This window comes from Pseudoxanthomonas sp. (assembly GCF_002863005.1).
Taxonomy (GTDB): domain Bacteria; phylum Pseudomonadota; class Gammaproteobacteria; order Xanthomonadales; family Xanthomonadaceae; genus Pseudoxanthomonas_A.
In genome coordinates this window covers 1-15,060 of record NZ_PKDG01000047.1, presented here as the reverse complement: position 1 = coordinate 15,060, position 15,060 = coordinate 1, and the positions used below count along the sequence as shown (strand labels likewise).

General features: G+C 67.4%; 13 protein-coding genes. 9 read left to right on the top strand and 4 right to left on the bottom strand.

The genetic code is table 11. The annotated features are described in order from the left end of the window. Positions 1-18: 18 nt before the first annotated feature. A complete protein-coding gene (locus tag CYU89_RS15960) occupies positions 19-1,515 on the bottom strand; it encodes an aminotransferase class III-fold pyridoxal phosphate-dependent enzyme (RefSeq protein ID WP_296282539.1) in 1,497 nt (498 codons plus the stop codon). Positions 1,516-1,633: 118 nt separating this feature from the next. On the opposite strand from CYU89_RS15960, the gene CYU89_RS15955 reads away from it, so the two are divergent. The 6 genes from CYU89_RS15955 (at position 1,634) to secF (ending at position 7,893) form a co-directional block, all read left to right on the top strand. Then, entirely contained in the window at positions 1,634-2,065 is a 432-nt protein-coding gene (locus CYU89_RS15955) for an Lrp/AsnC family transcriptional regulator (protein WP_192269829.1), read from the top strand. A 59-nt stretch (positions 2,066-2,124) separates the two neighbouring features. Then, positions 2,125-3,159 (top strand): tRNA preQ1(34) S-adenosylmethionine ribosyltransferase-isomerase QueA, encoded by a 1,035-nt coding sequence (gene queA, locus CYU89_RS15950; protein WP_296282538.1) that lies wholly within the window; start codon positions 2,125-2,127, stop codon positions 3,157-3,159. Continuing rightward, positions 3,156-4,292: a tRNA guanosine(34) transglycosylase Tgt gene (gene tgt / locus CYU89_RS15945; protein ID WP_296282537.1), complete on the top strand. Its 1,137-nt coding sequence runs from the start codon at positions 3,156-3,158 to the stop codon at positions 4,290-4,292. The genes queA and tgt overlap by 4 nt, the downstream gene beginning before the upstream one ends. Before the next feature lie 280 nt (positions 4,293-4,572). Beyond that, complete coding sequence (gene yajC / locus CYU89_RS15940; RefSeq protein WP_296282536.1) at positions 4,573-4,911, top strand: preprotein translocase subunit YajC; 339 nt, start codon at positions 4,573-4,575, stop codon at positions 4,909-4,911. A 98-nt stretch (positions 4,912-5,009) separates the two neighbouring features. Continuing rightward, positions 5,010-6,893, top strand: a complete 1,884-nt coding sequence (gene secD, locus CYU89_RS15935; RefSeq protein WP_296282535.1) for a protein translocase subunit SecD — start codon at positions 5,010-5,012, stop codon at positions 6,891-6,893. Positions 6,894-6,909: 16 nt separating this feature from the next. Then, a complete protein-coding gene (gene secF, locus CYU89_RS15930; protein ID WP_296282534.1) occupies positions 6,910-7,893 on the top strand; it encodes a protein translocase subunit SecF in 984 nt (327 codons plus the stop codon). Between the two features lie 219 nt (positions 7,894-8,112). Here secF and CYU89_RS15925 read toward each other — a convergent pair whose 3' ends face one another. Continuing rightward, a complete protein-coding gene (locus CYU89_RS15925; protein WP_296282533.1) occupies positions 8,113-8,934 on the bottom strand; it encodes an inositol monophosphatase family protein in 822 nt (273 codons plus the stop codon). 95 nt (positions 8,935-9,029) lie between these two features. Here CYU89_RS15925 and CYU89_RS15920 point away from each other — a divergent pair, with 95 nt between their 5' ends. The 3 genes from CYU89_RS15920 (at position 9,030) to CYU89_RS15910 (ending at position 12,933) form a co-directional block, all read left to right on the top strand. After that, complete coding sequence (locus CYU89_RS15920) at positions 9,030-9,836, top strand: RNA methyltransferase (RefSeq protein ID WP_296282532.1); 807 nt, start codon at positions 9,030-9,032, stop codon at positions 9,834-9,836. Positions 9,837-9,922: 86 nt separating this feature from the next. Continuing rightward, on the top strand, positions 9,923-10,816 hold the full coding sequence (locus CYU89_RS15915) for a phosphate/phosphite/phosphonate ABC transporter substrate-binding protein (protein WP_296282559.1): 894 nt from the start codon (positions 9,923-9,925) through the stop codon (positions 10,814-10,816). Then, positions 10,813-12,933, top strand: coding sequence for a bifunctional diguanylate cyclase/phosphodiesterase (locus CYU89_RS15910; protein ID WP_296282531.1), 2,121 nt, complete (start codon positions 10,813-10,815; stop codon positions 12,931-12,933). The genes CYU89_RS15915 and CYU89_RS15910 overlap by 4 nt, the downstream gene beginning before the upstream one ends. A 166-nt stretch (positions 12,934-13,099) precedes the next feature. Here CYU89_RS15910 and CYU89_RS15905 read toward each other — a convergent pair whose 3' ends face one another. Both CYU89_RS15905 and CYU89_RS15900 read right to left on the bottom strand, forming a co-directional pair. Beyond that, positions 13,100-13,726 (bottom strand): exopolysaccharide biosynthesis protein, encoded by a 627-nt coding sequence (locus CYU89_RS15905; protein ID WP_296282530.1) that lies wholly within the window; start codon positions 13,724-13,726, stop codon positions 13,100-13,102. A 1-nt stretch (position 13,727) separates the two neighbouring features. Continuing rightward, positions 13,728-15,032: a hemolysin family protein gene (locus tag CYU89_RS15900; protein WP_296282529.1), complete on the bottom strand. Its 1,305-nt coding sequence runs from the start codon at positions 15,030-15,032 to the stop codon at positions 13,728-13,730. Positions 15,033-15,060: the final 28 nt, after the last annotated feature.

The window sequence follows — 15,060 nt, the reverse complement described above, 5'->3', positions numbered from 1 at the left end:
TCGCGTCCGCCGTGCCGATCAGGCCGCCGCGGCCTGGCTGATGCGCGGGCCTTCGCGCAGCGCCTTGCCTACCATGCCGACCAGCAGGTCCAGCTCTTCGCCATCGATGGCGAAGTGCGGGGTGAAGCGCAGCGAGTTCGCGCCGCCGTGGATGACATTCAGGCCCTGCTGGCGCAACCATTCCTCGGTCGAACCGGTGCCGTAGCACTTGAACGCCGGCGACAGCTCGCACGAGAACAGCAGGCCGGTGCCCTGCACGTTGGTGATCAGGCCGCCGAGCTCCGCCTGCAGCTGCTGCAGCTTCTGCACCGCTTCGACGCCACGCTTGCGGATGTTCTCGCGCACCTGCGGGGTCAGCTGGGACAGCGTGGCGCAGGCCACGTCGAGCGCGCGCGGGTTGGTCGTCATCGTGTTGCCGTACACGCCCTTGCGGTACAGGCCGGCGGCGCGCTCGTTCACGGCGAGCACCGACAGCGGGTACTGCGCGGCGTTGAGCGCCTTGGAGTAGGTTTCCATGTCCGGCGCATCCAGGCCCTCGAAGCCCGGGTAGTCGACGATGGACAGCACGCCATGCGCGCGCAGGCCGGCCTGGATCGAATCCACCAGGAACAGGCTGCCGTGGCTGCGGGTCAGTTCGCGGGCGGCCGCGTAGAACGCCGGCGGCACGGAACGGCCCGGGTCGCCTTCGCCCATCACCGGCTCCAGGAACACGGCTTCGACGAACCAGCCCTTGGCCTCGGCGTCGGCGAACGCCTGCTTCAGCGCATCCACGTCGTACGGCGGGATGGCGATGACGGAATCTTCGCCGCGGTAGCTGGCCAGGTGCTGCTGGTAGGACTTGCGCGAGGAATCCGAGTACAGCGCCGGGCGTTCGGTGCGGCCATGGAAGCTGCCCTTCACCACGATGCGCTTGATGGTGCGGCCGGCGTGGCGGCCGTCCGGGTCGGTCATCAGCTTGCTGTTGATGTCGGCGATGCGCGCGGCCAGGCCGACGGATTCGGAACCCGAGTTGAGGCACAGGAACTTCGCGAACGGGCAGCCGCCACGGGTATGGCCGATCTCGTTGCGCAGGGCGCGATCGAAGCGCAGCTGCGACAGGCTGGGGGTCATGATGTTGGCCATCACCTGCGGACGGGCCATCGCGTCCATCACCGCGGCCGGGGTATGGCCGAAGCCGAGCATGCCGTAGCCGCCCGCGTCGTACAGCACCGCACCGTTGAGGGTGACCACCCACGGACCACGCGCGGCCAGCGCGATGTAGGGGTTGATCGCGTCATCGGCATAGAAGTTGACATAGCCGGCCTGCACGGCGCGCAGCTGCTCGGTTTCGTCCAGGTCGAACAGCTCGGCGAACTCGTCCTTCAGGCGCGCGTGTTCGGCGGCGGCGGCCTCGATCACGGCGGCCAGGTCCGGATGGCCCTTGGCCAGGCGTTCGATGGCGGCATCGTCCAGGCCGAGGGTCAGGCGCTGGCCCGTGTGGGCGCGCAGGGGGGCGAGGGCATCGGTGAGGGCCATGGGAATCTCCGGCTGCAGGCGGCAAACCCGTATTATCGGGAATAATTCGTCATTTGACAGTTGTGAACTGCGCGCATTTAGAGGATATTTCGTCGATTCGACGAAGCGCGCCTGATCAATGAAGCTCACCGATGCCGACCAGCAACTGCTCTCAATGCTGCGTGAGAACGCGCGTGCTTCCACGGCGCAGATTGCCCGCCGGCTGAATCTGTCGCGCACCACGGTGCAGAGCCGCATCGAGCGGCTGGAACGGGAGGGCGTGATCAGCGGTTACACCGTCCGCGTCCATGACGAGTACGACCGCAGCCACCTGCGCGCGCACATCATGATTGCCGTGCATCCGAAGCAGATGACCTCGGTGGTCGCCGCCCTGCGCGCGATGCCGGAACTGCGCGTGCTGCATTCGGTCAGCGGCAGCCACGACCTGATCGCCATCGGTGCGGTGCCGAGCGTGGGCGACATGGACGTGCTGACCGACCGCATCGGCGCGCTGGATGGCGTGGAGCGCACCACCTCGTCCATCGTGCTGTCGACCAAGTTCGAGCGCTGAGTGGGCGCGGGCCGCGCGGGCCGGTCACGTACAATGCACGCCCCCGCAAGGCCCCGCACGTGAAGAAGTCCGATTTCCATTTCGAGTTGCCCGAGGCACTGATAGCCCAGGCGCCGCTGCCGGAGCGTTCCGCCAGCCGGCTGCTGGTCGTGCCGCCGGGCGAAGTGCCGTTCGTGGACCGCCACGTGCGCGACCTGCCCGAGTGGGTGCGGCCCGGTGACCTGCTGGTGTTCAACGACACGCGCGTGATCCCGGCGCGACTGTTCGGGCAGAAGGAAAGCGGCGGACGGGTCGAGATCCTGATCGAGCGCCTGCTGCCGGACAACGCGGCGCGCGCCCAGGTCGGTGCCAGCAAGTCGCCCAAGCCCGGTAGCCGCATCCAGCTGGATGCCGGCGGCGAGGCGGAGGTGGTTGGCCGCGACGGCGAGTTCTACCAGTTGCGCTTCCATGTGCCCGGCGCACTCGAAAGCTGGCTGCAGAAGGCCGGTCGCCTGCCGTTGCCGCCCTATATCCAGCGTGAGCCCGGCCAGGACGACGACGAGCGCTACCAGACCGTGTTCGCGCGCGAACTGGGCGCGGTCGCTGCGCCGACCGCCGGCCTGCACTTCGACGACGCATTGCTGGCCACGTTGCGTGAGCAAGGCGTGGAGTTCGGCCACGTGACCCTGCATGTCGGTGCCGGCACCTTCCAGCCGATGCGCGTGGACAACATCCACGAGCACCACATGCACAGCGAATGGCTGAACGTGGGTGCGGCGTTGGTCGAGCAGGTGCGTGCGACGCGTGCCCGCGGTGGGCGCGTGATCGCGGTGGGCACCACGGTCGTGCGTGCGCTGGAATCCGCCATGCGGGACGGCGAACTGCACCCCTTCGCCGGCGAGACCCAGATATTCATCTTCCCCGGCTACCGCATCCGCAGCGTCGATGCGATGGTCACCAATTTCCACCTGCCGGAAAGCACGCTGCTGATGCTGGTCAGCGCGTTCGCCGGCAAGGACCGGATCATGGCCGCCTATGCCCATGCGGTGCGCGAGCAGTACCGGTTCTTTTCCTATGGAGACGCGATGCTGCTGTTCCCGGAGACGGCCGCATGAGCCGCATGTCCTTCGACCTGCTGGCCACCGACGGTGCCGCGCGCCGCGGACGCCTGACGTTCCCGCGCGGCACCATCGAAACGCCCGCGTTCATGCCTGTGGGCACGTACGGCTCGGTGAAGGGCATCCTGCCGGAGCATGTCGAGGACCTGGGCGCCGAGATCATCCTCGGCAACACGTTCCACCTGTACCTGCGGCCCGGCCTGGACGTGATCGGTGCGCACGGCGGCCTGCACGGCTTCGCTCGCTGGAACAGGCCGATCCTCACCGATTCGGGCGGGTTCCAGGTGTTCTCGCTGGCGCACCGGCGCAAGATCACCGAGCAGGGCGTGACGTTCGCCTCGCCGGTGGACGGCAGCAAGGTGTTCCTGGGCCCCGAAGAGAGCATGAACATCCAGCGCGTGCTGGGCTCGGACATCGTGATGATCTTCGACGAGTGCCCGCCGGTGAACGTCGATGGCAAGCCGGTCGACCCGCGGGTGATCGAACGGTCGATGGAACTGTCGCTGCGCTGGGCCGAGCGTTCGAAGCGCGCACATGAAGGCAACGACGCTGCGCTGTTCGGCATCGTGCAGGGCGGCGTGCACCATCACCTGCGCTCGCGATCGGCGGACGGACTGAAGGCGATCGGATTCGATGGTTACGCGATCGGCGGACTCGCGGTGGGCGAGACCGAACAGGAGCGCAACGCCACGCTGGACCACACGTGCCCGCAATTGCCGACGGACCAGCCGCGCTACCTGATGGGCGTGGGCCGGCCGGAGGACCTGGTGGAAGCGGTGGCGCGCGGCGTGGACATGTTCGACTGCGTCATGCCGACCCGCAACGCGCGCAACGGCCACTATTTCACCTCGTTCGGCACGGTACGCATCCGCAATTCCAAGTACGAGCACGACCTGCAGCCGATCGAGCCCGGCTGCGGCTGCTATGCCTGCCGCAACGGCTTCACCCGCAGCTACCTGCGCCACCTGGACCGTTGCAATGAAATGCTCGCTCCCATGCTCGGCACCCTGCACAACCTCTGGTACTACCAGCAGGTGATGGCGCAGATGCGCGCGGCCATCGCCGAAGGACGATTCGCCGACTTCCGGGCCGCTTTCTACGCGGCCCGCGGGATCGACCCGGCGCCTTAGCCGGGATACCGGGCCGCACGCCGCCAGAGGCTTCTGTAGGAGCGGGCCATGCCCGCGATGATCTCCTTCGGCCGTCCGGAAGGGCATCGCGCCCGTGGGGCGCTCCTGCAGGCTTCGTGGCGGAGGCGAAGTCCTCTGCGGTGCATTTCCGGACCGCCGGCCGGGAACCATCCGGCGCCGACGCGGTCTTTTCCGGTCCGGGCCGACTGGGGAGGCCGGGCGGGCCTTCCCGGCGCGTGGCATAATCCCCGGCTGCTTTTCATACCCAATGGACAAGTCCATGAATCTGCTTGAGTTCTTCGTTGCCCCCGTGATCGCCCAGGCCGCCCCGGCCCAGCAGGGCATGGGCGGCTTCGGCCTGCTGATGCCGATCGCGCTGATCGCCATCATGTACTTCCTGATGATCCGCCCGCAGATGAAGCGCGCCAAGGAGCACCGCTCCATGCTGGACAAGCTGTCCAAGGGCGACGAAGTCATCACTTCGGGTGGCATCGCAGGCACCGTCACCGACATCGGCGACAACTTCGTGACCCTGGAAGTGGCCGACAACGTGCGCGTCCGCGTGCAGAAGGCCGCCGTCGGCAATGTGCTGCCGAAGGGCACCCTGAAGTCCGCCTGATCCGTTTCCTCTCGCCGGCGGGTCTGGCCCGCGCGATTCCCGCTGTTCCGAACCACCGCTGAGCGCATGCCCGGGAAGGGCATGCGCGGGTTGCCACGATGCTTGAATTCCCTCGCTGGAAATACGTCCTGATCCTGATCGTCGTGTTGGCGAGCGCGCTGTACGCGCTTCCCAACCTTTACCCCCAGGATCCCTCCGTGCAGATCACCGCCAATCGCGGCTTCGCCGTCGATGACGCGCTGCGTGCCCGCGTCGATACCGCACTGAAGCAGGCGGGCGTGCAGCCCAAGCAGGTCGAGGTCGACGACGGCACCCTGCTGGTCCGCCTGCCCGGCCTGGACGCGCAGACCAAGGCCAACGACGCACTGCGCCAGGCACTGGGCGAAGACTATCTGGTGGCGCTGAACCTGGCATCCACGGTGCCCGACTGGCTGGGCAAGCTCGGTGCGCGTTCGATGGTGCAGGGCCTTGACCTGCAGGGCGGCGTGCACTTCGTGATGCAGGTCGACCAGAAGGCTGCGCTGGACAAGCGCATCGATGGCTATCTGGAAGACGTGCGCGTCACCCTGCGCGACAAGCGCATCCGCTATACGGCGGTCGAGCGGCGCCCCGACAACACGCTGCTCGTGACGCTCGCGGATGGCGAGGACGTGGCCGCGGCGCAGCAGGCGCTGGCGCAGACCCTGAGTGCGCGCGGTGGCAACGCCGGCACGCTCGCGGCAGGCGCCGGCCTGACCTATCAGGCGAGCGGCAACCAGATCACCATCGGACTGCCGCAGGCGGAGCTGGACCAGATCGCCTCCGAGGCGATCGAGCAGAACCTCACCACCCTGCGCAATCGCGTCAACGAGATCGGTGTCGCCGAGCCCATCATCCAGCGCCAGGGCAACGATCGCGTCGTCGTGCAGCTGCCCGGCGTGCAGGACACCGCCGAAGCCAAGCGCCTGATCGGCGCGACCGCCACGCTGGAATTCCGCGCCGTGGTGGAAGGCAATGCTGCCGACGCCGTGGCCAGCGGCCGCATCCCGCCGGAAGCCAAGGTCTACCAGCTGCGCGACAACGCCGGTCCGGTGCTGCTCAACAAGCGCGTGCTCGCTTCGGGCGACGAGATGGTCAATGCCCGCGTGGGCGTCGACAACAACGGCCTGCCCGCGGTCGACGTGACCCTCAACAACATCGCCGGCCAGCGGATGTTCGACTACACCAGCGCCAACGTCGGCAAGCTGATGTCGGTCGTCTACATCGAGCGCGTCCCGACGGTGACGATGGTCGACGGCAAGGAAGTGCGCAGCGTGCGCGTGCGCGAGGAAGCCCTGGCGCCGACCCGCATCGCCGGCGTGTTCGGCAAGAACTTCCAGACGACCGGCCTGGAAAAGACCGAGGCCGACAACCTGGCCAAGCTGTTGCGTGCCGGTTCCCTGGCCGCGCCGATGGACTTCATCGAGGAACGCGTGGTCGGCCCCAGCCTGGGCGCCGAGAACGTGGCCCGCGGCACCAAGGCGGTGGTGTACTCCTTCATCTTCGCGCTCGCGTTCTTCCTGGTGTACTACCGGATGTTCGGCGTGATCACCTGCGTGGCGCTGTTGCTCAACCTGGTGATGGTGGTCGCGGTGATGTCGCTGTTCGGCGCCACCATGACACTGCCCGGCTTCGCCGGCCTGGCCCTGACCATCGGCATGTCCGTTGACGCGAACGTGCTGATCAACGAGCGCATACGCGAAGAATTGCGGGCGGGCGTGCCGCCGCTGGCCGCCATCGCCACCGGCTACGACAAGGCGTCGGGCACCATCTTCGACTCCAACATGACCGCGCTGCTGGCGGGCGTGGCGCTGTACGCGTTCGGCACCGGCCCGCTGAAGGGCTTCGCCATCACGATGGTGATCGGCATCCTGACCTCGGTGTTCACCGCCGTGACCGTCTCGCGCGGCCTGGCCACCCTGATCTACGGCCGCCGCCGCAAGCTGAAGTCGCTGGCCATCTGACGAGAGCAACCGAACCATGAAACTCTTCCCGCTACATCTCGTCCCCAACGATACCCGCATCGACTTCATGCGGCTGCGCTGGATCTCGATTTCCATCGCCGTGATCATGGCCGTGGTGGCGATCGGCGCCATCGCCTTCAAGGGATTCAACTTCGCGCTCGACTTCACCGGTGGCACCGTGGTGGAACTGCGCTTCCAGAAGGCGCCCGATGTGGATGCCGTGCGCTCGCGCCTGGAGACGGCCGGCTACGGCAGCGCCCAGGTCCAGACCTTCGGCACGGGCAGCGACCTGCTGGTCCGCCTGCAGCCACGGGAAGAAGCGGCGGCCGAAGAGGGCCCCGCCGGCCTGGATGCCACCAACCGAACCGCGCAGGACGTCGTCCGCCTGGCTTCCAGCCCGGACAACCAGGCGACGGTGATGCGCAGCGAATTCGTCGGCCCCCAGGTCGGCAAGGAGCTGGCGCTGAATGGCCTGTACACGCTGCTGTTCGTGGTGGTGGGGTTCCTGATCTACATCGCCGCGCGCTTCGAATGGAAGTTCGCCGTGGCGGCCATCGTCACCACCCTGCACGACGTGCTGATCTGCGCCGGCTTCTTCGCGCTGACCGGCCGCGAGTTCGACCTGACCATCCTGGCCGGCCTGCTGTCGGTGATGGGCTTCTCGATCAACGACACCATCGTCGTGTTCGACCGCGTGCGCGAGAACTTCCGCAGCCTGCGCGTGGAGCCGGTCGAAGTGCTGAACCGCTCGGTCAACCAGACCCTGTCCCGCACGATCATCACCTCGTTCGTCGCGTTCCTGACGGTGCTGGCGCTGTACCTGTATGGCGGTGGCTCGCTGGAAGGCATGGCGATCTCGCAGATGATCGGCATCGTGATCGGCACGGTCTCCTCGATCTTCGTGGCCTGCCCGTTGCTGACCCTCGGCTTCCTGAAGGTCACCAAGCAGGACCTGATGCCCAAGGCCAAGGACGAAGCGCTGCTGGCGCGTCGCCCGTAAGCGGCGTCGTTCAGGTACGAAAAAGGCCACGCAATGCGTGGCCTTTTTCTTTGGGCGACTTCTGCAGGAGCGACGTCAGTCGCGACCGTACGGCCAGATCGAAAGGATCACATGGTCCGGCGACGGTCGATCAGGTCAGGCCAACGCTTGGCCGACCCTTCCCGCATGTTCCGGTTTCCGGTCGCGACTCACGTCGCTCCTACAGGTACAAGCAGGCGGTCAGCCGTTGAACGAAGCCGCGTAACCCGACGAGACGATCGTCTTCTGCAGCGCTTCGGCCACCTTGAGGTTGCCGGCCACGATCTGGCGGGGCAGGGCGGTTCGGCCGTCGATCTTGCCGAGCGCGGCGCCACGGAAGTCGCAGACCTTGCCACCGGCTTCGCGCACCAGCAGCACGCCGGCCGCGATGTCCCAGTCCTTCACGCCGGCCTCGAAGTAGGCATCGACGCGACCGCAGGCCACGTAGGCCAGGTCGAGCGCGGCCGAGCCGGTACGGCGGATGTCCTCGGCGTGCACCAGCAACTCGCGCACGCATTCCAGCTGCGCACCGGCACGGGCGCGCTCGCGCGGGGGGAAGCCGGTGGTGATGACGGTGCCGGCCAGGTCCTTGCGGTCGGCCACGCGGATGCGGCGCTCGTTGAGCTGGGCGCCGGCGCCGCGGCTGGCGGTGAACAGGTCGTTGCGCAGCGGATCGAAGATCACCGCATCGGTGGGTTCGCCGTTGTCCACCAGCGCGATGGACACGCAGTAGTGCGGGAAGCCGCGCAGGTAGTTGCTGGTGCCATCGAGCGGGTCGATCACGAAAGTGTAGCGGCCGTTGATCTGGGCGCCGCTTTCCTCGCCGACGAAGCCGTAATCCGGGTAGGCCCGGCGCAGCTCCTTGATGATGACCTTCTCGGCATCGGCATCGACTTCGCTTGCGTAGTCCATCCGCTCCTTCTGCACCACGTTCAGCGCATCCAGCTTGTTGATGCTGCGCAACAGCACGTTGCCTGCCAGGCGGGCGGCCTTGGTCATGACGGTGACGACGGGCTTCTGCATGCGAACGAACCTCGGACAGGCGTGGGGTGGGGCAAACGAGTGGAAAAGAGCAGCACGGCGCAGTGGCCGGCCCGCGCAGTTTACCATTTGCCCCCATGAACACGCCCGTTTCCGTTCCAGATTCCGTCTCCCCGGCCACGGCCGCCCGCCTGCGCGTCGTGCTGGTCGGCACCCAGCACCCCGGCAACATCGGCGCCGCCGCGCGCGCACTGAAGACGATGGGCCTCGCCCGGCTTGTGCTGGTGGCCCCCGAGGACTATCCGGCCGAAGAGGCTTACCGGCGCGCCGCCGGCGCCGATGACCTGCTCGGCGATGCCCCCGTCGTGGCCACGTTGGCCGAGGCCGTGGCGGATTGTCATCTGGTTCTGGGGTGCACCGCGCGCAGCCGCCGCGTGCAGCTCGAGGAGCACGCGCCGCGGCAGGCCGCCGCGCTCGCGGTGGGCCGGGCCTCCGAAGGCGGCGAAGTGGCGCTGGTCTTCGGTCGCGAGCGTACCGGCCTGAGCAACGAGGAGCTGCAGCTCTGCCATGCCGCCGTGCACATCCCGGCCAATCCCGCCTACAGCTCGTTGAACCTGGCGGCCGCCGTGCAGGTCCTGGCCTACGAGCTCAGGCTCGCCTTGCTGGAAGGCGCGGTGCCGACGCCTGCGGAACCGCGTCACCCGGACGAGGTGCCCGCCAGCCATGCCCACATGGAGGGGTTCTTCGGCCAGTTGCGCGACACGCTGGACGCGATCGATTTCCACAAGGGGCGCACACCCGATTCGGCGATGCGCAAGCTGCGCCGCCTGTTCGCCAAGGCCGACCTGAACGAGCAGGAGGTGCGCCTGCTGCGCGGCATCCTGGCCGACGCGCAGCGCATGGCCCGGCTGGCGGGCGATCGCGGGACCGGATCACTGTCTTGAGCTCACGTTTTCCGATAGGCTGCCGCCATCGTTCTGGCGGGCGCCTATCGTTGCGTACAACCTGGTTCAGCCTGGCGCTGGCCGCGATCGGCGCAGCCCTGCTCCCCGCCACCATCGTCCCGGCCCACGCCGCGGGCGATGAGCGCGTCCTGGTCCTCGGCCGCATCAGCGACGATCCGAAGGCGCACTACGAACAGCTGAAGCCGCTTCTGGACTATGTGGTCCCGCGCATGCGCGATGTCGGCATCACCGAAGGCCGAATCCTGATGGCGCGCGACGCGCAGCAGATGACCAGCTACCTGCGCCGCGGCCGGGTCGACTGGGTCACCGAGACGGCGGGTACCGGCATGCGGCTGCAGGAACGCGCCGGCGCGCGGCCGTTGCTGCTCACCGAGCGGGGGGGCGTCAGCCGCTACCACGGCGTGTTCTTCGTCCGGCGCGACAGCGGACTGGAGCGCCTGACCGACCTGAAGGGGCGGACGGTGGCGTTCCAGAACACCGCATCGACCAGTGCCTACTTCGCGCCATCGGTCGCCTTGCTGGATGCAGGGCAGCGGATGGAGATCCTGCTCTCGCCGATGGACCGGCCCTCGGCCGACTCGGTCGGTTATGTGTTCGCCCGCTCCGAGCTCAACATCGCGGCCTGGGTGCACAAGCGCCTGGTCGATGCCGGCGTGGTCAGCAACCTGGACTGGGACGATGTGCGACGCATGCCGCCGGCATTCCGCCGCGATTTCCGCGTGATCCACGAGACGCAGGATTTCCCGCGCGCGCTCGAGATGGTGCGCGGCGACCTCGATCCCCGGGTGGAGGCGCGCCTGCGCGAGGTGCTGCTGGAGGCGGCCAGCGATCCAGCTGCGCGCGACGCGCTGAACGTCTTCTTCCGCACCACCCGCTTCCTGCCGGTCGATCCTGCATCGCAGCAGGCGCTCGACGACCTGCGCCGTGGCGTGACCCGCGTCCGGGAGCAGGTCGAATGAAGCCATTGAAATTCGGCCTGCAGGCGCGCTTCCTCGCCGCGATGGCCTTGATGCTGGTGGTGGTGATCGCGCTGCTCGGTACGCTGCTGCACCGCCAGAAGGTGATGCAGCAGGAAGTCGCGGACCTCGGCCGCGAAGCGATGCACGGCATGGTCGAAGACAGCCTGCGCCGCCACGGCGAGGCCACCGTCGACCAGTTGGGCGATGCGCTGGCCAATCCGCTGTACTACTTCGACCTGGACACCATCGGCAGCATCGTCCGTTCCGCCCAGAAGGAGCCTGACGTCAGCTACGTGCTGGTCTACGACAACCAGGGCCGGATCATCCACGACGGTACCGCCGACATCGCGGTGTACGGGCAGACCATGACCGATCCGCTGGCCTACGAAGCGGTGAATGCGCGCAGCATGCACACGCAGTGGTCGGCGCAGATCGTGGACGTGTCCGAACCGATCATGATCGGCAGCGAGCGCATCGGCGGCGTGCGCGTGGGCTATTCGGTGGCCTCCGTGCGTGCGTACGAAGAAAAGGCGATCACTGCCGCGCGCGAGCGTCTCAACGAACTCGGCGCGCGCCACCTGGGCTGGATCGCGCTGTTGCTCGCCGCGCTGGTGGCGGTGTGCGTGACCATCATGGTGTATGCGCAGCGCACGCTGGTCAGGCCGATCCGCGAGCTGGCTCGTGCGGCGCACGACATCGAAGTGGGCAACTACAACGGCGAGCGCATGGCCAGCGAACGCCAGGATGAAGTGGGCGAGCTCGTCCGTGCGTTCGGCACGATGAGCGACAGCATCGCGCGGCACGACCGCGACGTGCGACGCATGGCTTACACCGATTCGCTGACCGGTCTGACCAACCGGCTGGCGTTCCGTGAAAGCCTGGACCATCGCTTGATGATGTTGCGCGGCGCCGGCCGCCAGCTGGCGCTGCTGTTCGCCGACATCGACGACTTCAAACGCGTCAACGACACGCTGGGCCACGAGGCCGGCGATGAGGTCCTGCAGCAGTTCGCGCACCGCATCCGCGACGCGGTCGAACTGATGGGCGGCGACGATGCGCTGCTCGCGCGCTTCGGTGGCGACGAGTTCGTGATCCTGATCCAGGACGGCGACGTGCGCGGCAGCGCGACCCGCCTGGCGGAGAAACTGGTCGCGGAGCTGGGTCGCCCGATCGTCGTGCAGGAACGTCAGGTATTTCTGGGCACCTCGATCGGCATCACGCTGTTCCCGGAGGATGCCTCCGGCGCCACCGCGCTGATGAAGAACGGTGACATCGCGATGTACCAGGCCAAGGTGGCGGGCAAGAACTGCTACCGCTTCTACAGCCGCGCGATGGACCAGGCCGTCGAACGCCGCGTGCGCATGGAGCAGGAGCTGCGGGGCGCGTGGGAGCGCGGCGAACTCAGCCTGATGTACCAGCCGGTATTCCGCATGGCCGACAGCCGCATCGTCGGTGCCGAAGCGTTGTTGCGCTGGCAACATCCGGAGCTGGGCATGGTGGCACCGTCGGTGTTCATCGACGTGGCCGAACAGAGCGGACTGATCGAGAGCATCGGTCCGCGCGTGCTGCGCGCCGCCTGTGCCGCGGCCGCGCGCTGGAGCACCGAGCGCGACGCGCTGGATCCGTTGTTCGTTTCGGTCAACGTGTCGCCGCGCCAGTTGCGAAGCGGCGACCTGCCGGATGTGGTCGCAGAGTGCCTGCGCGACACCGGCCTGGCGGCATCGCGCCTGCACCTGGAGCTGACCGAGACCGCCGTCATCAGCGACGAGGCGCACGCCAGCGCGCTGCTGGCCACGCTGCACCGCACCGGCGTGAAGGTGTGGCTGGACGACTTCGGCACCGGCTTCTCCGGGCTGAGCCACCTGCGCCGCGTGCCGGTGGACGGCGTGAAGATCGACCGCAGCTTCATCGCCGACATGCTGCGCGACCCGGACGACCTGGCGCTGACCACCGCGATCATCGCGATGGCGCACTCACTGGGCATCACCGTCGTCGCCGAGGGTGTGGAGAAGGAAGGCCAGTTCAACCTGCTGCGCGAGCGCGGCTGCGACCTGGCACAGGGTTACTGGCTGGGATATCCGGTGACTGCGGCGGAGTTCGCGCAGCTGATCGCGTAACAGGCGGTGGCTTTCTGTAGGAGCGACGTCAGTCGCGACCGTACGCCTGAATAACACGGGTGCCTTTCGAAGGTTCTCATTGCTGCCGCATTGCTGTCGGACGGACGGTCGCAGGTATCTCGATTCGGCGGTCGCGACTGACGTCGCTCCTACAGAAGCGTGCCGCCTAGAACCACTTTGCGATCAGCGCACTGGTCGCTTCCACCAGGTTCCCCGACAGAAAGCCGAACACGACCACCGCGATGCCGCCTGCGATCCAGCCCACCAGCAGCAGCGCGCCGTCGCGCTCGAGCAGCGCCAGCGCGAACAGCAGCAGCAGGAAGCCGAACACGTAGTTGGTGAAGGGAATCGGCAGCGCCAGCAGGACGCCCAGCAACACCAGCAGCAAGCCGGTGAAGCTCAGCGCGATACGGTTGTCGAGGAAGCCTGCCATGCGCGGTCGCACCAGCTTCTCCAGGCGGCGCAGCCATGGCGCCATGCGCTGGCGGAAGCGGATCATCGTGCTGCGGTGCGGCCCCCGATGGGCCAGGAAGGCCGGCAGCCAGACCTTGCGCATGCCGAGCAGCAACTGCACGCCCACCAGGACCACCATCGGGCCGCCGATGGCGCCGCCGACGCCCGGCACCGGGATGAAGGCCGGCAGTACGCCGATGAAGAGCAGCATGCCGAACGCCGCCGGGCCGAAATCCTTGAGCAGGTCGCCGATCCGCAGCACCTCGTCGGGATCGCCGGTCGCGAAGCCGTCGAGCAGCGCGGCAGTGCTGGTGTGGTGCGGTGTTTCGTCGACGGCCATGTCAGATGGCCAGGTCTTCATCGATTTCAGGCAGCTTCTGCAGCAGCAGCTTGTCGATGCGTGCGCCGTCCAGGTCGACCACCTCGAACCGCCAGCCGGCCCAGTCCAGCCGTTCGCCGACATGCGGGATGCGGCCGAAGCGCTCGATCATCAGGCCGGCGACCGTGTTGTATTCGTCGTCGTCCGGCAGCGCCACCCCACCCATCAGCTCGCGCAGGTCGTCGTTGGGCAGCGAGCCGTCCACCAGCAGCGATCCATCCTCGCGAACCACGACGAGCGGCGCGTCTTCGGTGTTCTCCGTGGCCTGCAGGCGGCCGACCACGGCACCCATCAGGTCGCTCTGGGTGACCAGGCCCTGGATTTCGCCATACTCGTCGACCACCAGCGCCAGCGACTGCTGTTCCTCGCGGAAGATTTCCAGCAGCTTCATCGCGTGGGTCGATTCGGACACGAACAGCGGCTCGCGCAGCTTGATGAACAGGTCGGGCTGGGCGACGCCGAAGCGGTCCAGCAGCGATTTCACTTCCAGCACGCCGACAACGTCCTGATCGTTGCCGCGATACACGGGGAAACGGGAGAACGCGGAATCATGCATCGTCCGCATGTTGTCTTCGTACGGTGCCGCCGCATCCAGCCACGTGATCTTCTTGCGCGGCGTCATCAGGCTGTCCGCCGTGCGATCGCCCAGGCGCAGCACGCGGTTCATCATGTTGCGTTCGTCGGCGTCGATCACGCCTGCCTCGTGTCCTTCGGACACGAGCATGCGGATTTCCTCTTCGGTGACCGCTTCCTTGTTGTCGTCCGCCAGGCCGAATACGCGGAGCACCAGGCGCGTACTGAAGGCAAGCAGGGCAACCGCAGGGGCCGTGAGCTTGGCCAGCCATCCCATCGGGACGGCGACGAAACCAGCGATGGTCTCCGGACGGGTGATCGCCAGACGCTTGGGCACCAGTTCGCCGAAGATCAGCGTCAGATAGGTGATCAGCGCGACCGCCACGCCCACGCCGATCTTGGACGCATAGGGCGCGGAGGCCGGAACGGTGGAAACAAGCCATGCCCCGATCGCGCTGCCGATGGCATCGCCACCGAAGGTGCCCGTCAGGACGCCGATCAGCGTGATGCCGATCTGTACGGTCGACAGGAAGTTCTCCGGCTTCTCCGACAGGTCGAGTGCGCGCTGCGCGCGATGGCTGGTCTGGGCCATCTGCTTCAGCCGGCTCTTGCGCGAGGTCATGACCGACATCTCGGACATGGCGAAGAAGCCGTTCAACAGCACCAGGGCAAAAACGATCAGCAGCTCAAGCACGGGAGTCTCCGTTCAGAGCGGGGAGGGC

What these genes read in the sequence shown, in the direction of transcription:
- CYU89_RS15925 (WP_296282533.1), bottom strand. Translation starts at nt 8,934, where the DNA reads ATGCAGAAGCCCGTCGTCACCGTCATGACCAAGGCCGCCCGCCTGGCA.
- CYU89_RS15920 (WP_296282532.1), top strand. Translation starts at nt 9,030, where the DNA reads ATGAACACGCCCGTTTCCGTTCCAGATTCCGTCTCCCCGGCCACGGCC.
- CYU89_RS15960 (WP_296282539.1), bottom strand. Translation starts at nt 1,515, where the DNA reads ATGGCCCTCACCGATGCCCTCGCCCCCCTGCGCGCCCACACGGGCCAG.
- tgt (WP_296282537.1), top strand. Translation starts at nt 3,156, where the DNA reads ATGAGCCGCATGTCCTTCGACCTGCTGGCCACCGACGGTGCCGCGCGC.
- yajC (WP_296282536.1), top strand. Translation starts at nt 4,573, where the DNA reads ATGAATCTGCTTGAGTTCTTCGTTGCCCCCGTGATCGCCCAGGCCGCC.
- CYU89_RS15910 (WP_296282531.1), top strand. Translation starts at nt 10,813, where the DNA reads ATGAAGCCATTGAAATTCGGCCTGCAGGCGCGCTTCCTCGCCGCGATG.
- secF (WP_296282534.1), top strand. Translation starts at nt 6,910, where the DNA reads ATGAAACTCTTCCCGCTACATCTCGTCCCCAACGATACCCGCATCGAC.
- CYU89_RS15955 (WP_192269829.1), top strand. Translation starts at nt 1,634, where the DNA reads ATGAAGCTCACCGATGCCGACCAGCAACTGCTCTCAATGCTGCGTGAG.
- secD (WP_296282535.1), top strand. Translation starts at nt 5,010, where the DNA reads ATGCTTGAATTCCCTCGCTGGAAATACGTCCTGATCCTGATCGTCGTG.
- CYU89_RS15905 (WP_296282530.1), bottom strand. Translation starts at nt 13,726, where the DNA reads ATGGCCGTCGACGAAACACCGCACCACACCAGCACTGCCGCGCTGCTC.